Annotated in this window: 19 protein-coding genes and 1 pseudogene; 1 reads left to right on the forward strand and 19 read right to left on the reverse strand. The window is 42.3% G+C overall.

The window, feature by feature from the left end; all coding sequences use genetic code 11:
• From GMD1S_RS04610 to tgt, 13 genes and pseudogenes are all read right to left on the reverse strand, one after another.
• A pseudogene (locus GMD1S_RS04610) lies at nucleotides 1-368 on the reverse strand (class I SAM-dependent methyltransferase); the annotation flags it as partial.
• Nucleotides 369-429: 61 nt separating this feature from the next.
• Complete coding sequence (locus tag GMD1S_RS04615; protein WP_000679761.1) at nucleotides 430-1,017, reverse strand: class I SAM-dependent methyltransferase; 588 nt, start codon at nucleotides 1,015-1,017, stop codon at nucleotides 430-432.
• 32 nt (nucleotides 1,018-1,049) lie between these two features.
• The gene (gene comGG, locus GMD1S_RS04620; protein ID WP_000265651.1) at nucleotides 1,050-1,463 is read right to left on the reverse strand and encodes a competence type IV pilus minor pilin ComGG; all 414 of its coding nucleotides are present in this window, start codon (nucleotides 1,461-1,463) and stop codon (nucleotides 1,050-1,052) included.
• On the reverse strand, nucleotides 1,441-1,902 hold the full coding sequence (gene comGF / locus GMD1S_RS04625) for a competence type IV pilus minor pilin ComGF (RefSeq protein ID WP_000250705.1): 462 nt from the start codon (nucleotides 1,900-1,902) through the stop codon (nucleotides 1,441-1,443). Before comGF ends, comGG begins: the two co-directional genes overlap by 23 nt.
• A complete protein-coding gene (comGE, locus tag GMD1S_RS04630; protein WP_000413376.1) occupies nucleotides 1,865-2,167 on the reverse strand; it encodes a competence type IV pilus minor pilin ComGE in 303 nt (100 codons plus the stop codon). Before comGE ends, comGF begins: the two co-directional genes overlap by 38 nt.
• On the reverse strand, nucleotides 2,130-2,564 hold the full coding sequence (gene comGD, locus GMD1S_RS04635) for a competence type IV pilus minor pilin ComGD (RefSeq protein WP_001180048.1): 435 nt from the start codon (nucleotides 2,562-2,564) through the stop codon (nucleotides 2,130-2,132). Before comGD ends, comGE begins: the two co-directional genes overlap by 38 nt.
• Nucleotides 2,527-2,850 (reverse strand): competence type IV pilus major pilin ComGC, encoded by a 324-nt coding sequence (gene comGC / locus GMD1S_RS04640; protein WP_000735800.1) that lies wholly within the window; start codon nucleotides 2,848-2,850, stop codon nucleotides 2,527-2,529. Before comGC ends, comGD begins: the two co-directional genes overlap by 38 nt.
• 1 nt (nucleotide 2,851) lies before the next feature.
• Nucleotides 2,852-3,868: a competence type IV pilus assembly protein ComGB gene (gene comGB, locus GMD1S_RS04645; protein ID WP_000355375.1), complete on the reverse strand. Its 1,017-nt coding sequence runs from the start codon at nucleotides 3,866-3,868 to the stop codon at nucleotides 2,852-2,854.
• Complete coding sequence (comGA, locus tag GMD1S_RS04650) at nucleotides 3,816-4,757, reverse strand: competence type IV pilus ATPase ComGA (RefSeq protein WP_000249580.1); 942 nt, start codon at nucleotides 4,755-4,757, stop codon at nucleotides 3,816-3,818. The genes comGB and comGA overlap by 53 nt, the downstream gene beginning before the upstream one ends.
• Nucleotides 4,758-4,819: 62 nt before the next feature.
• Entirely contained in the window at nucleotides 4,820-5,185 is a 366-nt protein-coding gene (locus GMD1S_RS04655) for a DUF1033 family protein (RefSeq protein WP_000286399.1), read from the reverse strand.
• 153 nt (nucleotides 5,186-5,338) lie between these two features.
• On the reverse strand, nucleotides 5,339-6,490 hold the full coding sequence (nagA, locus tag GMD1S_RS04660) for an N-acetylglucosamine-6-phosphate deacetylase (RefSeq protein WP_001134442.1): 1,152 nt from the start codon (nucleotides 6,488-6,490) through the stop codon (nucleotides 5,339-5,341).
• A 140-nt stretch (nucleotides 6,491-6,630) separates the two neighbouring features.
• On the reverse strand, nucleotides 6,631-8,448 hold the full coding sequence (locus GMD1S_RS04665) for an acyltransferase family protein (protein ID WP_001220891.1): 1,818 nt from the start codon (nucleotides 8,446-8,448) through the stop codon (nucleotides 6,631-6,633).
• A gap of 133 nt (nucleotides 8,449-8,581) precedes the next feature.
• Complete coding sequence (gene tgt, locus GMD1S_RS04670; RefSeq protein WP_001285236.1) at nucleotides 8,582-9,724, reverse strand: tRNA guanosine(34) transglycosylase Tgt; 1,143 nt, start codon at nucleotides 9,722-9,724, stop codon at nucleotides 8,582-8,584.
• A 116-nt stretch (nucleotides 9,725-9,840) separates the two neighbouring features.
• Here tgt and GMD1S_RS04675 point away from each other — a divergent pair, with 116 nt between their 5' ends.
• Entirely contained in the window at nucleotides 9,841-10,698 is an 858-nt protein-coding gene (locus tag GMD1S_RS04675) for a DUF975 family protein (protein WP_000876904.1), read from the forward strand.
• Nucleotides 10,699-10,839: 141 nt separating this feature from the next.
• On the opposite strand, the gene GMD1S_RS04680 is transcribed toward GMD1S_RS04675, so the two are convergent.
• From GMD1S_RS04680 to GMD1S_RS04705, 6 genes are all read right to left on the reverse strand, one after another.
• The gene (locus GMD1S_RS04680) at nucleotides 10,840-11,709 is read right to left on the reverse strand and encodes a DUF2262 domain-containing protein (protein WP_000982055.1); all 870 of its coding nucleotides are present in this window, start codon (nucleotides 11,707-11,709) and stop codon (nucleotides 10,840-10,842) included.
• A 140-nt stretch (nucleotides 11,710-11,849) separates the two neighbouring features.
• Entirely contained in the window at nucleotides 11,850-13,022 is a 1,173-nt protein-coding gene (locus tag GMD1S_RS04685; RefSeq protein ID WP_000746000.1) for a LysM peptidoglycan-binding domain-containing protein, read from the reverse strand.
• A 162-nt stretch (nucleotides 13,023-13,184) separates the two neighbouring features.
• Complete coding sequence (locus tag GMD1S_RS04690; protein ID WP_000750409.1) at nucleotides 13,185-13,808, reverse strand: HAD family hydrolase; 624 nt, start codon at nucleotides 13,806-13,808, stop codon at nucleotides 13,185-13,187.
• 3 nt (nucleotides 13,809-13,811) lie between these two features.
• Entirely contained in the window at nucleotides 13,812-15,092 is a 1,281-nt protein-coding gene (locus tag GMD1S_RS04695) for an MATE family efflux transporter (RefSeq protein WP_000473983.1), read from the reverse strand.
• Between the two features lie 60 nt (nucleotides 15,093-15,152).
• On the reverse strand, nucleotides 15,153-16,637 hold the full coding sequence (thrC, locus tag GMD1S_RS04700) for a threonine synthase (protein WP_000177122.1): 1,485 nt from the start codon (nucleotides 16,635-16,637) through the stop codon (nucleotides 15,153-15,155).
• Between the two features lie 75 nt (nucleotides 16,638-16,712).
• Nucleotides 16,713-17,990, reverse strand: a complete 1,278-nt coding sequence (locus GMD1S_RS04705; RefSeq protein ID WP_000091649.1) for a hypothetical protein — start codon at nucleotides 17,988-17,990, stop codon at nucleotides 16,713-16,715.
• Between the last annotated feature and the right edge of the window lie 235 nt (nucleotides 17,991-18,225).

An 18,225-nucleotide genomic window follows, 5' to 3' on the forward strand; every position in this document is an offset into this window, starting at 1 on the left:
AAAATCCCCATACCAGAACCTATTTCGAGAATGCTAATTTCCTCTTTATGAAGCAACTCTTCTACAACAATTACCAAGAGGAGGGCAATGGCATCTGGTGTAAACTGGTGATTGGCCTGTAAAGGTTCCGTTTGTCCTGCCTTCATCAAGAGAAACTGGTAGGTCTTGAGCCACTCTTCCTTGCGAAGCGCTAAGCGCTTAAGGGCTTGATTGTTCTCCTTGACCTGCTCTAGATTGGTCTCGCCATCTAGATAGATACTATTTTGCTCTACCAAGGCGTCATAAAAGTTGGTCGCCAAATCACTTTGGATGACTTGGACATTCTCTAGTAAATACGTATAAGCTTGTTCAATTTTTTCAAAATCCATATTTCTATCTTATCAAATTTCCCTCCCTTTTTTCCATTCCTATAGAAAAATCACTCCCTTACTAGGCGAGTGATTTTTGGGCTACTGTTAAAAAGAGCTCTGCGTAATTTCCTAGGAAAAGACCTTCGGCACTGTAAAGGATCTGACTGTCAATGCTCGAAAAACCAAACTGGGCTAGCTTGTTTTCCAGTTCAGCTAAATCAAAACCATGATGGTTGGTATCTGTCTTGACAAAATCAGCGATGAGGACCTGTCCATTCTCCCTAAGATGATGGTGAAACATAGCAAGAGTTGCATCTAGATCAGGCATATGATGAAGAACCCTACTGACAACAATTAGGTCAAATTGCTGCTCCAAGGGATTTGCCAGTAAATCCTGCTCCAAGAGTTGAAGATTCCTGATTTCTTGTTCCTCTGCTTTCAAACGGGCTTGCTCCAGCATTTTCTCCGAGATGTCTACAAGGGTAACCGACTTGGCCTGCTTGGCTAGGGGCAAAGCTAACAGACCTGTTCCACCACCAAAATCCAGTATTTCCTTGTCTGATAGAAGAGCAATCTGTTTTTCAACTGCTTTACAAACTAAGTTTGCAAGAAAGATATTTTTGGGCGAATCAAAGGTTTCTGCTTTGTGATTAAAATCATGTTTCATGCTTTTAGTTTAACACAAAGTAGTTGAATTGACTAGGAATTGTCTTTCTTTTCAGGCTTTTCTTCTGATTTTTTCTTCCCTGCTTGATTGCTTGAATCAGTCGCTACCTCTTCCTTTTTATCCGTTTTCTTTTCTTGGATTTTCATCGGAGGAAAGAGAAATTCATAGTTGCCCTTATTCATACGAACACTTGTTGTAAAACCTGTTTTCGTATTTTGATACCTGACTTTTCCTAAGTTAAAGACTCGTTCCCCGCTCTCTTGCTCAGCCTTATCTTTGCTTCGTTTGGCCATGGCAAAAGCGACCAACTTTTCTTTGTTTAGGGTAAAGTCTTTGTGATGGGCGACTTGCCGATTCAAATAAAACTGCAACAAAAGGCTAAAAATGGCTGCCATGGTGACTGCATATAAGAGAACACCTGCCTTAACTTTTTGCTTTTTCCACACGATAGATGAACTCCCTTTCTAGGCCCTTTTGAAATTGGAAACGAAAGCGAACCAATTGATTTTCCTCTGTAATTTGAGCTGATTTGAGCCCATAAACCATAGGTTGGTAGCCCCGTCCGCTGGTATCCGTTTTTCGAAAATCATCCGATTTAGACTTTCCTATAGAGATAGCCTTACCATCCTGTTTCATGTAGAGGCGATTGCCTTCTACCTTTTCAAACTGCGAACGATCTAACTCTGCCTCCAGTTGATCCACAAACAAGAGCCACTCTTTTTGCTCGCTTTGCTGCTGGTAACGAACTTCTGAAATGAGGAGCTGACTCATAGCTTGAAAAAGGAGCAAGCCTCCGCTAATGACGATAAGGGCAATCAGAGATTCTAATAGAGTGAACGCTCTTACCTTACTGCTCTTTAAGATACAGCAACTTCTCTGAACCATGGTAGACCTCCAATCCCTTTTCACTAGCAAACACCTGAATCTCCACTCCATTTATGTTTACCTGATTTTGACCTGTCTGCAGAGCCATCTTAGCTACACGTAAGACTTCTTCCTTTTGCAAGATTTCTGCCTCTTCCTGCCTATTTTTCTGGATTTGTCCCAAAAGAAGGGTCGCAATGCTGGCAAAAACGGCTAGAGCAACTACCGCTTCCAGTAAAATCACTGCCTTAATTTTTTGTTTCCTTAATGCGTTTAATTTTTCCATTTCCTAGATATAATTGATAGCGAATCGCTCCTTTGCTGGTCTGAAATTCAACCTTAGCCAGGGACGAATTGCCCCCAGCTCGGTCAAATATAATGCTTTGTCCTGATGGTGCCTGAATCCCTTTAGGAACGGTCAAGTTTTGACTGCCGTTACTGATCGTCTGTCCATCTAAGTTCAGACTGGTCTTTTGCTGACTGGCTACACTGCGTTTTTGCGTTTCCCGATAGAGTTCTTCAAACTCCATAAAGAAAATCTGCTCCTCTACCGCTGCAAAACTGGACTGGACAGAGCCAGACAAGCCTAAACCAAGGATACTCACAAGTCCCAAAACTAAGAGACTTTCCAGTATAGTAAAGGCCTTAATCTGCAACAGTTTGACTGGTTTTTTGTTTTGCATGGTAGTCTTTATAAGCTTTGGCTTGCTCTGCTGTGATACGACCGTCCGCTTGTAATTTGCTAAGGCTAGCATCTTCATTCTTGTCCAGACTATAGAGCTCTGCCTGGCTTTCTACGACCTTGACAACAGCAGCTTTTCCTTTATCATCTACGGCATCCTTTTGCTTGGTCAAATTGGGCACAAAGAGCAAGAGAAGAACACTGATGATAAGCAAAACCACCAACATTTCTACCAACGTGAAAGCTTTAACCTTGGCTTTTTTTAAATTTGTCATGAGTTTTTTCATTTTAAAAATTTACCTCCATATTTTGATACATGGGCATAAGCATTGCCGCATAAAGTAAAACGATAATCAGGGCCACAAAGATAAAAACCAGTGGCTGTACCAGATTCATGGTACGATTAACTCGGGTAAAAAAGGCTTCCCAAGTTTTTTCAGCATAGATTTCCAACTCACTCCCCAGCTTGGACTTGACTTCCCCATACTCGATGATGAGACTCAACTCCTTTTTAAAGAAAGGATAGGTCGCTATGGTTTGAGAAAATTCGCGGCCATTTTGCAGGGCTTGAGCCAAATCTTGACCGATTTCTTTAAAGAGCTGAGAACCCAGTTCCTGCATGATCTGAAAAATCTGCGTCAGCTCCATCCCCTGTGAAATCATATTGCCCCATTCACGCGCATAATAGGCCGTCAGATAGGTCTGGACAAAGATTCCTAGAAAGGGAACCCGTGCCAACATCGAGAAAACCCGCATCTTGGAACTTCTTTTGTAAAAAGTGAGGGCTAAAAGTAAAGATAGAGAGCAAACCAACACTAGCCCCAGAAAAATTTGTGGCAGATTGCCAATGATTTGGGTGGCGATATTGCTACTGTCCAGTTGGGGGAGCAAATAATTCCTGAGCCCCAACATGATTAGCAGGAGAAATCCCAGCAAAATCAAAGGATAGGTCGCTACTTCAATTAACTTCTTCTTGACCTTGGACAAATTATCCAGATATTCTTCTATCTTCCCCAAACTCAGGTGAAGATTCCCATGTACTTCAGCTAGAGATAATTGGGTCACAATAGCACTTGAAAACCCCAAGCTGTCCATCATCTCTGAAAAGGATTTCCCCTGAGACAAGCCTTGGTGCATCCGGGCCACATAGTCCTTTTCCAGCAGGGCACTTCTGCCCAAAAAAGAAATAATTTCCACCAAATGAAAGCCACTGGAAAAGAGGTTGTTAAACAGGGTGATGATTTTCTTCTGCTTAGCTGTAGCTAATTTTTTCCGTTTCAGCCTGAAGACTTGTGATATGTCCATCTTTAAGAAGCTGGTCAATCTGCGCATTCCAGCTAGTTGGCTGGTGTTCTTGAAAGTCTTTGTTTGCAAAGTCAACGATTCCTCCTCCCCCGATTAATCTCTGGTAGCAGACTCCTTGCAGAACAACTGCTAATTCTTCCTCCGTCACACCTAACTCCAGAAGGCGTTCATAAACACCTCGGATACTCTTGGCATGAATGGTTGAAAAGACTGTCGCCCCTGTCAAACTGGCTCTGACCACTGCACGCGCCGTCTCGCTATCCCGAATTTCACCGATAATCAAGAGGTCAGGACGATGCCGGAGAGACAGTTTGATGAGATTTTCATAGGTCAAACCAATCGCTTCATTCAACTGCAACTGGAGCATGTCTTCCTGCTTGATCTCGACAGGATCTTCAATGGACATGACCTGTTGCCCCATAAACAGAGACTTGGCTAATTCGTGCATCAGAGTCGTCTTGCCACTTCCGACTGGACCTGCAAAGAGATAGAGTCCCCGTTGCCTGTACTGCTCACCCAGTTCGTTCATATCCTGAAACCAGAAATGCAGGTCCTGCTCCTCATCGTGCAACAAACGAATGACCAAACTCTCATGTCCCCGATAATCTCCCACGGTAGACAAACGCAGAGAAGACACCTTCTCCCCATGCTGATAGTCGCAAGAGCCCAGTTGACTACGTCTCTTCTCTCCTACGTTCATACCCGCCACAAACTTAAAATGACTAATCACAGCAGCTAAAACATCAAACTCATAGGAGTCAACGAGACACCGCTCGTCTCCAATCCGCATGTGAAGCTCGTAGGACTTTTCCTTGGGAATGAAATAGATATCCTGAGCCTTCTTTTCTTTCGCAGTAGCAATAATTTTCTGTGCAATTTCTTGTACCATACCGCCCTCCTTATCTAACTATTCGCAAAAAAATAAAAAAAGCAACTTAAAAAGTTACTTTTTTATCTCCATTTCATGCGGCAAGAACGGTGTTTTTCTTGACCTGTTTGTTTTTCGTAGCCTGGACGTAGCTTTTCATCGGGGATGACTTGCTCATCCTGTAAAAGTGCCAAAGAATGGTACTGCTGCAAATACTCATCGCACTCATCACACCAGCGTTGGTCGGCAGGATCCCAAAAAATAGTCATCAAATCACTCCGACTTTTATAAAGAGGATTCTTCTTTTCCAGCTCAAACCAGCATGATTTATAATATTTTAGAGCATCATAATACTTGTCAAAAGATTGACTCATGATGACATCTTCTTCCCAACCTTCTATGAACCACCACGGTTCAAAATCCCCATACATTTCTATAACACGATACATTCTTACTACTTCCTTTGTATCGTATATTATATCTAATTTTTTATTACAAGAAAAGGATTTTGCTTGTTTCCCCCATTAGCAATTTCTTTAATCCTATTATTTTCATCTGATAATAAAAATAGGAGTCCTTTATTGACCCCTATTTTTATCATCTTAGGCTTGATAACGTTTCACACCATCTAGGTAGGTTGCTACCAATTCCAAATCTTTATCCAGTACGATAAAGTCGGCATCATAACCTTCACGGATTTGACCACAGACATCATCGATGTGAACAGATTTTGCTGGGTTGAGGCTGGCCATCATGACTGCTTCATGCGGATTCGCAATGCCCCATTCGACCACATTCTTCAAACCATCTTTGAGTTTAAGGATAGAACCTGCCAAATTGCCTGTAGATTTGAGGCGAGCAGTTCCATTAGCAACTACTACTGGGAATTCTCCCAACATGTAGTCGCCATCTTCCAAGCCACCAGCTGTCATACAGTCTGTGATAAGGGCGATATTTTCAGTTCCCTTTTGTTTGAGCAAGATATCACAGGCCTTTGGATCCACATGGTGACCGTCACAGATCAACTCTGCATAGGTATGTGGCAACTCATACATGGCTCCCACCATACCGAGCTCACGGTGAGTCAACCCACGCATTCCATTGTAGGCATGTACCCAAACGCTTGCTCCAGCATCCACTGCTTTTTTAGCTTCATCAAAAGTCGCATTTGAGTGTCCAAGAGCAACAGTCACTCCTTCACCCGTAATTGTACGAACAAAGTCTTCTACACCTTCACGTTCTGGCGCAAGGGCAATTTTATTGAGCAGGCCATTAGCTGCTTTTTGCCAAGCACGAAACTCATCCATACGAGGATCTTTCATGTAAGCAGGGTTTTGAGCTCCCTTGTATTTCTCTGTGAAATAAGGCCCTTCAAAATAGATTCCACGAATCTTGGCTCCACTTGCTTCCTGGTAACGAGCACCGATATTTTCAGTTACCGCAAGCAACTGCTCGTAAGAAGAAGTCAACGTCGTTGGCAAGAAGCTAGTAACACCTGTGCTAAGCAATCCTTCACTCATAGTATGAAGGGTTCCTTCGATGTTATTATCCATGACATCGACACCACCAAATCCATGAATATGGGTATCCACAAGTCCTGGGGCAATGCTATAACCGGTATAGTCAATCACCTCAGCTCCTTCAGGAATCTGTTCTACATGTTTACCAAACTTGCCATCCACAAGTTCCAAGTAACCGCCACGACGAACTCCGTGTGGGTAGAAAAACTGATCCGCTTTAATATAATTAGGCATAATGATAACCTCCTTGATAGATTGATTCTAGAATTTATTATGTCAATTACATTATAAACCTTTCTTTTTCATTTGTAAATGGTATAGACCTATTTTTCGTGGATATTTTAAAAGAGCTGGATTTCTCCAACTCTTTGATCTTATTTTGATTTTACAGGCAGTTCTTGAGCAGCCTTAACAGCAGCTGCAATCGTCTCTGCGTAAAGTTTAGCACCTTCTTCAATCATGTTGCTATCATTCCCAAAGTGGACTTGGTCGGTTCCAGCCCAGATTTCAGGGTGTTCCTTAGCAACCTTATTCCAGTCAGCGATGCTCACGTAAGGATTCTTTTCAGCTAATTCCCGCGCATAAGCCGCATACTGCTCCACTGATGTGTAAGTGTCCTTACTCTTATCTCCCTCATAAGGTGTCACCAGTATCAGATGGTGTCCTTTCGGTAGATTGTTCACGATGCTGTCCAAGTCATTCTTATAGCCTTCAGGATTATTGACTCCCGTTGCAATGACAACAGTTTTTAGCAGCGCCTTGTTCTGACTGTTATTGAGCATAATGTCATTGGCTTGCTTGGTCGTTCGACTAACCTGAGCATTGATATTTGCTTCAGGAAGTGCCTCTTGTAAGGCTGTATTGGCACGCAAGGCTACCGAATCTCCTATCAGGCTTGTTCCCTCAGAAATTCCTAGACGACTCAGTTCAGCTTGTTCAGCAAGAGTCTTTGTTTGTCCTATATTGGTCTGGGCTTGTTTGAAACCATTGACCATCAAGTCTGTCTCAAAAGCTCCAACTTGAGGAGCCACAGCTATGATAATCAAGCTAATCAAGGTAAGAATGCCAGCACCAGTAGCACTAATTGGTTTAATATGGGGCAATCGACTAATCTTCCGTATTAAAGGATTGGATTTACCGGCAATCAATGGCTCAATAATATAGAAGGATAGGATAGCAAAGAAATAAGAAAAGATAATTGTCAGAATAACAGCAGGCAGATTACTCATCAACTGAGAAAAGATAATATAAAAAGGCCAGTGGAAGAGATAAACCGCGTAGCTGGTATCCGCTAAAAATGTAATGATCCGAGGTTCTTGTATCTCAGGCGTTTTCTCATGCAAGACACGCGCAGCAAAAATCATGGTCACTGCCGCTAAACTTGCTAGCAAGAAGCCAAATAAGTACGCAAACAGGTAGGTGAACTTGACAAAGAAGGTCAAGAGCACTAACACCAAAAGCCCAGCAGCAAATACCAGTAGATTCTGACGAATATCCCATGTCCGGTCAAACTGCTTGACTAAATCGCTCGTCTGACGAACCCCCACAACCGTCGCCAAAATGCTTCCTAAAAAGAAGGGATAGACATGGGTCAAACTTGAAAAGTAGACAGATGAATAGGAACTCGCCATTAGACTACCAATAAACATGGAGAAAAAGCTAATGATAAAAGCTCCAGCAGAAAGGAGAAAGACCATCCCTCTCAATTGACTACTAGATTTTGAACGTTTCGATAAAAACCAAACCGCTAAGCCCCAAAGGATATAGTAGTGAACCTCAACAGCTAGGCTCCAGTTGTGAACAAAGAGATGCGGAATGAACTGGGATTCATAACTACCCCCTGTTAACATTTCGTAGAAGTTGGTCATAAAACCGAGAACTCCAGCTATCTGGCCACCAATTCCAGCAACATAGTCTTGACGAACCAAGAAAGTAAAAGGCATGGTCACCAAAACCATCAGCACCACAGGTGGCACGATGCGGTAAAACCGTCTCTTAAAAAAGCCCAGCAAATCAATCTGGCGTGCCTTCCCAAATTCTTCTAAAAGGAGGGAGGTGATCAAAAATCCTGAAAAAGTGAAAAAGACATCTACCCCAAAGAATCCTCCAGGAAAGATCGTTTGAAAGAAGTGGTACAAAAGCACCAAAAGTAAACCTGTAATCCTAATCAAGGAAAACCATTTAATACGCATACGAGTCTATTCTCCATTAAATTAGGAAGCAAAACACCACCTAATTTCCATTCCATTATACTCCCTATTCTATCAAAAAAATAGGAAAAATCCTAAGAGAAAACTTAGGATTTTGGCATTCTATTTTTACACTTTAGAAATTGCGCCCTGACTTGTTGTAGCCATATTTTTCTACAAAATACTCACGAAATTCCAAGAGATTGTCATCCATGATGGCTTGGCGGTCCTGCTTCATCAGATTGAGTAAGAAGTAGAGATTGTGGTAACTAGTCAAGCGGATACCAAAGGTTTCGTCAGCCTTGAGTAGGTGGCGAAGATAAGCGCGTGTATAGTTCTTACATGTGTAGCAATCGCACTCAGGATCCAGTGGCGTAAAGTCTTCAGCGAATTGGGCATTTTTGACAACCAAACGACCTTGACTGGTCATACAAGTTCCGTTACGAGCGATACGAGTCGGTAAGACACAGTCAAACATATCCACGCCACGAATAACTCCATCAATCAAGCTATCTGGCGCTCCGACACCCATCAAATAGCGAGGTTTGTTTTCAGGTAGCAGTTGAGTTGTGAAATCCAAGACGGCATTCATCTCTTCATGCGTTTCTCCTACTGCCAAACCACCGATAGAGTAGCCAGGGAAGTCCATGCTAACAAGGTCGTGAGCTGACTGACGGCGAAGGTCTTCAAATCCTGCCCCCTGCACAATTCCAAACAAACCTTGGTCATGCGGACGACGGTGAGCCTTCAACCCGCGCTCAGCCCAACGGCTGGTACGTTCGATTGATTTCTTAACGTAATCATAGGGTTGGTAAAACTGAGGACATTCGTCAAAGGACATCATGATGTCTGAGCCCAGATTGTTCTGGATAGAGATGGCCTTTTCTGGCGATAGGAACATCTTGGAACCATTGAGATGGTTTTTAAAGGTTACTCCTTCTTCTGTGATATTTCGACTATCCGCTAGAGAATAAACCTGAAAACCACCACTATCCGTCAAGATGGGCTGATCCCAGTTCATGAACTTGTGGAGACCGCCTGCGCGTGCGATGAGTTCGTCTCCTGGACGGAGCCACAAGTGATAGGTGTTTGACAGGATAATCCCTGAACCCATCTCCTTCAACTCCTCTGGTGATTGAGTCTTGACCGTGGCTTGGGTCCCAACTGGCATAAACATAGGTGTCGGGAAGGTACCGTGCGGAGTGATGATTTCTCCCAGACGAGCTCCTGTGTGTTTCTCTTTCTTAATCAAACGGTATTTGATTGGTGAATCTGACATTTTTTACCTCCGAAGCTGGGAAAAACAGTCCCAGTTCATACTTTGCGCCCAAAGGCATACTGTATGATTTTATCAAAAAAAGCTGGAACTGTCACGAACTATGGTATAATGAGAGAATGAAATACCCAAAAATTGATTTAAAAACTATTCGTCTGCAGGCTAGGCAATTTCAGGCTGAAAATCCCCGCCTCTTTCTGGTCTATCTCTTACCTAGCATACTGGTTATCTTGTCAGGCTTTCTCAACCCCTTGGCTCGTCTCCAAGAAAGTGTTTTAGAGCAATCCTTTTTCAGCATGCTGGCACAAGTTCTCCAAGCCTATCTCTTCCCGCTAGTAGTTTCTTTTATGAGCACGATTTTTCTAGTAGGTGCTGCCTTTGCGACACTCCGACTCCTCAAGGATCCTGATACGGAACTCTCAGTAAAATCAAGCCTGGCCCTCTTTGCTGAAGAGCGCTTCTCGCAAACCTTCCTAACTCTGCTCCTCAAACGTTTCTACCTCTTTTTATGGAGCATTCCAAACTTAGTAGGCATTTATTTCCTCTTTTATAGCAATCTCTTGGCTAGAAGATTTGTTGCCCTACATCCTGAGTTTCCAAAACTAGACCTCTCATCTATTGAAAACGAGCAATTCCTTATGACCTTTGGGCTCTACTTTTTTGCGAGCCTCATCTTGATGATTGTAGGAAATGCCCTCTATATCCCGCAACATTACGCCTACTCGCAGGTAGAATTCCTCCTCTGCGACACTCTAGATTTAGGGCAGGCTAAACCCAGTCAAATCCTGAAAACCAGTCGTTTCTTGGTGAAAGGTTACAAATTTCAACGCTTTGTCCTCGATTTACAACTACTTCCTTGGTACTTCCTCAATTGGATTACTTTTGGAATTGCTAGTTTTTCAATCCTTCCCTATATCCAGAGCAGCCAAATCATTTTCTATCGAACTTTGCTCGCTCTCAAACGCCGAAAAGTATAAACTTTCTACTATTATCTCAAAAAAATCAGCACTTTCTAAAGAAGGTGCTGATTTCAGTTATTTTTAAAATATAATGGAAAAACTCCTGTAACAGGACTAAGTTGCTTATTCACAATAAAGAAATAATCACATGCTGTCCATTTACCCTACCAAGGTCACATTTTCTATATTTCCTTCAATATCTGCCCTGACTTCTACCGCATGCCCAGCAAAAATATCCTCTTTATCTCCATAATAAAGAGTCAAATCCCCCGCTTCACTGATAGACAGTTCCCCCAGATACAAGGAATTATAAAAATAGTCCTCTGTTAATACTTCGGCATCTCCGTCTGAAGCTAGCCAGTCCTCTGCTGTTTCCCACATCTCTTTTACTATAACGTCTCGGATTTCAGAGTCTCTTCGGTCAATATCCCTGACAAATGTTTTCAAGTAGCCAAATGATTTTGGTGGTAAGCTGGCATCTTCATTTGCATCCAACATCACGCTAACCCTGCTTCCCGCAAGATCCATACTTCCCTCAAACCATGAATAAGCTCTATTTAAAGTGAATTCGCCTATAGAATCTTTGATGACGACTGGTTTAACATATTCTGCAATCAGAGCTTCTAATCTACTATCCGACTGCCCATCTTCAATGTATTCCAGCAGACGATAACAGTTATTCGCTACTGCTGCCATATAAGGTTCTAATTGCCTTTGTGGTCTTTTCTGACATTTGATGTGATGAATCTGATAGGGCTCGAAACTATAGCTATAGAGCAAGCCCTTTTCTTCATATTCCTCTGGACTCACCAACCACTCCAAACGTCCCTCTATTTCCGAGAACTCCTTTGTCCCCACATTCACACTTGCTACAAAATGAACCGAAGGCAACTTCCATCCATTCTTTAAAACAGTCGCACCTCCCACATTTTGCAAAGTGATAATCAAGAGTTCAACGACTTCACCACAAAATTCTTTTTCAAAGTCATCAATGGTTTTCTCAAATGTTTTTTTCAAACTATTCATCATAGTGTTCTCACCTTCTACTAAAATAAAAATACTTGATTTTCAGTCAACTTCAGTTTGATTATAGCATAACTTTGAAAACATTTTGACTTAGAACAACAAAAAGAAGCCTCAACCTTATGAGTTTTCAGCTTCTTTTTCTATTAGTTCATTGATACGTGAACGTGATCATAGTGGTTTTCGGTTACGCTACCACGGTCTGGCATTGGATTCCACGTGTAGGCTGGTCCATATTTACTATCATATGGAGCGTAGAAACGTTGTTTCCAGATGATATAGTTGATACCACGGCTAGCCATATTTTTGACTGCATATTCTGCAATTTGATCTCCGAGTGCTGAACTCACTGGAACCATAAAGTCGATGGCCAAACCTTTACCATGGTCCCCACTGTCACCAGGACGGTAGCCACTAAAGGATGTAATCCCAAACAAGTTGGCTACTTCTTCTTTAAAGGCTGCTGTTTGTGGTTGAAGACCAGCATTCTCAGACTTAGCTACAGCAAGTCCTGCATAGTCAGGAGCCGCTGGAGCAGCATACGTTCTTGAAGGAGTTTGGCTTTGCTCTGCTTGATAAGTCGAAGTTGCAGTGTCAGAAGTTGCTGTTGATGCTGCTTCTTCTGTTGCACTTGTTCCTGTTGTATCAGCAGGTGTTTCAGTTGCTGGAGCAGCTGCTACTGGTGCTTCTGCTGGAGTTGTTGCTGCCGTTTCTTCAGTAGCTGGAGTCGCTGCTTGAGGAGCTTCTTCTTCAACTGGACTAGTTGTTTCTGCTGCTACAGGTGTTTCTGTAGATGGTGTCTCTTCAGCAACTGTCGCTGTCTCAGAAACTTCTGAATTTGGCGCTACTTCTGTTGGTTTTTCAGTCTCTGTTACAGTTGGAGCATCCTCAATTGGTTGAGAAAGATCTTCTACTTGAACTGTTTGTTCATCAACTGTCACTTGATTCGTCGTCAAATCAGCTGTCGCAGTCGTCACTTCTTCACTAGAATCCGCTTGAGGAGTTTGGATTTCAACTTCCGTCACCTCTTCTTCCTCATTGACAGTTGTAGTGAGGACAGTATCTGGGAAAATCAAGTCCATATTAGTGATTTTGTTCAAATTAGCAAGAACGGTTACATCTACTCCCAAAGCTTCTGCAATCGTGCTCAGGGTATCACCATACTGAACTGTATAGCTGTTTTTGTTCTCGTTTTTCGTCACATCATTTTGGATTTGCTCAACGCTACGTGCTGTCCAAGAGATTTCTTGAGCTTTAGCTCCTAATGCGGGAGCAAGAGACAGGGCTACTGTTGAGGCTAAAATAATTCTTTTCTTCATTCGTTCATATTCCTTTCAAATGAGTACCTGTCTATCATAACACAAAAAAAACAGAAAAAAAGCCCTCTCGGGCCTATTTAACAGAACTGTCTATTCCTTGTAACAAACTAGATCAGTTGAAATAGTTTGTTAGCCTTCTGTCATAAAACTGACACAATCTTTTTATTGCTCATCCTCAAAAATGTAGGGAATATCTGCCAATGCTTGAATCCTCTGATTCCCTTCATAAGTTGACTCTAAAAAGTTAATGCTTTGAATACCGCTATTCTGGGCAAATTTCACATCCAAAGTCCGGTCCCCTAGATAATAGGTAGTCCTAGGATCCAACTCATATTTGTCTAGCAGATATGTCGCCGCTTCTGGACTGGGCTTGCGTGCAAAACCACTCTGATTAGTTAAAATTTCTGTGAAATAACATTCCAAACCCAAGTCTCTTAGAATGGTAAAGGCATTGTCTCCTTTATGGGTATAAACAAACTGCATAATCCCTGCTTCATCTGCCCAAGCCAACACTTCACGCGCACCTGGCATCAAAACTATCTGGGCATTCTTCTCAGCCAAACTCTGGGCACGCACCTGATTGAGCACTTCCACATCCAGTTTTCGCTCTTCTGCCACCTGCTCCAGTAAATCTTGCACCGAAAACTTGAGGATAAACTCTCTCACTTTCTCCTTGTCATAAGGAATAGAAAACTGACCAAAGGTTTCCTCAATCCCTGACAAAATCGCTTCGTAAGAGTCCAATAAGGTTCCATCTAAATCCCAAATAAAAGCTGTTTTTTTCATTTCCTATCCTTTCAAGCTCATATAACTTTGGTAACGGTAGCGTAGAAATAACCATCGAAAACCATTGTCCAATAACGTTCCAGCCCAAATACCAGGCAACCCCCAACCAAGAACAATACCCATAAGATAGGCTGTCCCTATACGGATACACCACATCCCAATACTTGTCGCATAAAAGGGGAGGCGAGCATTTCCCAATCCCTGCCAAACTGCCGTATATATAACTGTCCCTGTCGCCATGGGGGTTCCTAGTAGAGAGAACAGTGCCACCAAAACGCTCGCTTCAACCGCTACAGGATCGGTCGTATAGAGATGAGTCAATGGTGTCCCCAAGGCATAGATACTGAGAGTTAAGGGCAACATGAGAAGCAGGGAAAGCCAAAAGGTTTGCTTGCTCAAATCATCTACTCTTTCCCAGTTATCCTCTCCAACTGCTCGAGCTACCTGCATGACTGTTGCCGTAGCGACGCCAAAGGCAGGCATATAGTTAAACTGGGTCAAGACTTCTCCGACTGCATTTCCAGCTACTGCCTCCGTTCCAAAAGATACAACTAAGGCAATGATGACGACATCTCCAGCTCGCATCATGAGACGTTCTCCTGCCGCTGGCAAAGCCAAAGTCAATAGTTCCTTATCTAAACCAAAAGTCGGTTTCTCAAAAGGCAGCTTTAATTGTGACCACAAAATCACAAGACCGACTAAGCGAGACAAGATAGTCCCCCAAGCAACACCCGCTATGCCCATATCAAGGACAAAAATAGCTAGACTTGAAAAAATAATATTCAAGGCATTGGATAAAAGACTAACATAGAGAGGCAGACGCGGATTATGCGTTGCACGAATCAAGGCACCTAGACTCGTCATCAAGCCCAAGAGAACAATCGATCCGCCTACCAAAGATAGGTAGAGTCCACCACTCTCGGCCACATCCTGCTCAGTGCCCAAGAGTCCTATCATCTCTTGCCCAGCAAAGAGCGATAAGGCGCCTAAAAGTGCACTCAGCAATAGGGTTATCTTGAGAGCCTCTGTCACGTGATAAGCCAACTTGGACTGATCTTTCTGCCCCAAACTTTTTGAAATAACACTGGAAATAGCAGCTCCCAGAGCGATAAAAATCGCCTGGTAAATCGTGATAATATTGCCAGCCACTGAAACACCTGAAATAGCGATCAAGCCCAAGTGGGCGACCAAGTAGCTGTCCACCATTCCCATGAGCATCTGCAAAAAGTTTTCACCCATAGCTGGCAATGCAATATTAAGAATGTCTTTATTTTTCTTAAACAATCTCTCCTCCTGATGAAAAGAAACTCAGTTGGTTTCCCAACCGAGTTTACGCCCTCTGTCTTAAAGTCCTAGATAAGCCTCCACCGCTGCTTGCATGTCAGCAGCTGCCACTGTTGTTTTATGACGAACCGGAGCTGTTTCAAGGCCATCAACCGCTGGTGGCACTGCCACTCCTGAAATGTCATGCAATTGAGCCAAGGCTTCAAAGTCTGTCAGGCCTGCTTTTCCTGTTACCGCTTCTACTGCAACCACTGGGAACTTGTAAGGACTAGCTGTTGAAGCAATCACTGTCTTAGTCGCATCGCCAGTAGCCGCTTGGTATTTTCTATAAACAGCTGAGGCAACCGCCGTATGTGGATCCTCAATATAGGCATCTGTTTGATAAACACGTTTAATTTCTGCTGCTGTTTCTTCCTCAGTCGCATATTCAGCTGCAAAGAGTTCCAAAATCGCTGCATCAAAGTCTATCAATTCATATTGTCCTTGTGTACTCAAGGCATTCATGAGTTCAGCAGTCTTAACCGCATCATTCCCCAAAAGATGGAAAATCAAACGCTCCAAGTTTGAAGATACCAAGATATCCATAGATGGGCTAGTTGTTACCTTAAACTCACGTTTCTTATCGTAAACACGTGTCTTGAAGAAGTCTGTCAAAACATTGTTGTCATTTGAAGCACAGATTAATTTGCCAACTGGAAGACCGATTTGTTTAGCATAAAAGGCAGCCAAAATATTTCCAAAGTTTCCTGTTGGTACTGTGAAGTTGACCTTATCACCAGCTACAATCTCACCAGACTTGACCAACTGAGCATAAGCATAAACATAGTAGACAATCTGTGGCACCAAACGACCAATGTTCATAGAGTTAGCTGATGAAAATTGCAACTTGTTCGCTGCCAATTTTTCACGAAGAGCTACATCGTTGAACATGTGCTTCACATTTGTTTGCGCATCATCAAAGTTTCCATCAATAGCGATAACATGAGTATTGTCGCCAGTCTGAGTAGTCATTTGCAACTCTTGCACCTTGCTGACACCATCCTTTGGATAAAAGACGATAATCTCAGTTCCAGGCACATCGGCAAACCCTGCCATAGCAGCTTTCCCAGTATCACCAGATGTCGCTGTCAAAATGACAATCTTGTTCTCCAAACCATGCTTTTTAGCGGCTGTCGTCATAAAGTACGGCAAGATAGACAAGGCCATATCTTTAAAGGCAATCGTTGAACCATGGAACAATTCCAAGTTGTATTGCCCATCCAGTTTCACCAATGGCGCAATAGCTGGAGTATCAAACTTGCTATCGTAGGCATTGTTGATACAGTAGTCCAACTCCTCAGCCGTAAAGTCATCTAAAAATGCTGATAAAACTAATTTAGCCACTTCTTGGTAAGAAGCATCCTTTAATGTGTCAAAGTCCAAATCAACCTTTGGATAAGAAAGCGGTGTAAACAAACCACCATCCGTCGCCAATCCTTGCAAAATAGCTTGGCTGGCAGTTACTGTATTATTGGCATCACGCGTTGATTGATAAACTAATGTCATGAATCTCTATCCTTTATCTATAGTCTCTTCCATTATATCACGATTTTTCAGAAAATTCTCCCTTTATAAGAGAAATTATAATCCCAATTCTTTCTTCAAAGGCTCTAAATAAACCATTTCTTGCTTATCTCTTTTCTCCAGTCCTTCCTCAGCTAGGGTGAGTAAATCTTTAGAAAACTCGAGAACCGCAGCTTCTTCTTCATCTGTGAGTTGTTTTTTAGAAAATTGTCGTCTTAAAAGCTTATAATCACGACCAGCTGTGGTAAAAAATGGAGCAGTTCGCAAGTAAGCTTCAAGCTTGTCTAAATGAACCAACAAGCCCAAGTGAAAAGCAGCAGAAGCAAAGGTCCTATCAAGCGGCTGAGTACACACACTACGAAACTCAACTGTTCCTCGAGTCGTTAAGTCTTGGTACTGGTAACTACGATGAGTTTGGAAATCTTCCTCCTGAGGGTGAATTAACACCTCATCCCCATTAAGGGTAAATGCTTGGATTTCAGGTGTAGCCAAATAGTCCCTAGCCTGAATCGGATAAAAATAATAGGTCTGCCCATCACGCTCCGCAGTAAAAATCGCAGAATGATTTAGATAGTCAAAAAAATCATCCTCATCTTTAAATAATCTAGTATTGACACCTACATTCTCTGGATAGATACCATGCATGGATTCTTCCCAAAAAATATCTCTCGAAATTTTGGTATCCCAATCTGCACCTGAAAACTCAGAATTGGCAAATAAAAAGGCTTTAGCTGCTTCAATTTGTGTAAAAGCATTAATAACACGCAGGTAGTTGGACCTTGAAACGTCTAGTTGAACCTGACTTCCACAGATAAAGGCACCATACTCAGGAAAATCATGTAAACCTCTACTAGTCTTACTTCTACTTAAGTTCAAGTAAGCCATCAACATCTGATAGCGGGGATAAGCCACTGAACAATTCTCATTTTTATCCCAGTTGGGATGAATGCCGCAGCCAACAATAGCATGATTAGCTTCACCCAATTTATTCTGAATCGTAGCCATATAGAAGTTAAGGCGTTCTTCTACCTCTTGGATAGATTCGGCCTTTCCGAATGCAAACTCAATCGTCGTATAAGCAACCTCAAACAAGATCGTATCTTGGCTGACTGGATCAAGCAACTGAATTGGATTCCCAAAATCATCCACTTTTTCGATAGTAAAACCCAGTACTGATGGTAAATACCGAAAGAGATCTTTAACAACTTCACCATCTGTAGCTTTACCCTCTAAATTTACAATAGGAAATTCTAACTCAATCCCAATAAATAAATCTGGATTCTCTTTTATATTTTTTAAGTAACGTTTCTTTAGTAATTCAACAGACCGAGACATTAACCACCAAACTCTTTCATAATCAAAATAAATTGTGAATAAGTAATATTATACCAAAAATACACTAAAAATGATTAGAATAAGAAGAAAAAGATCATTCATCAGTTATCTGTACTTAAAGAAAAAATATCAAAATCTTCACCAAAATAAAAAACAAGGTCCGAAAACCTTGTCTTTATTACTATACCGGCGGCCGGGGTCGAACCGGCACGTCCTTGCGGACACTGGATTTTGA

Origin of the sequence: Streptococcus sp. GMD1S, from assembly GCF_000296875.1 — a bacterium.
Lineage (GTDB): Bacteria > Bacillota > Bacilli > Lactobacillales > Streptococcaceae > Streptococcus.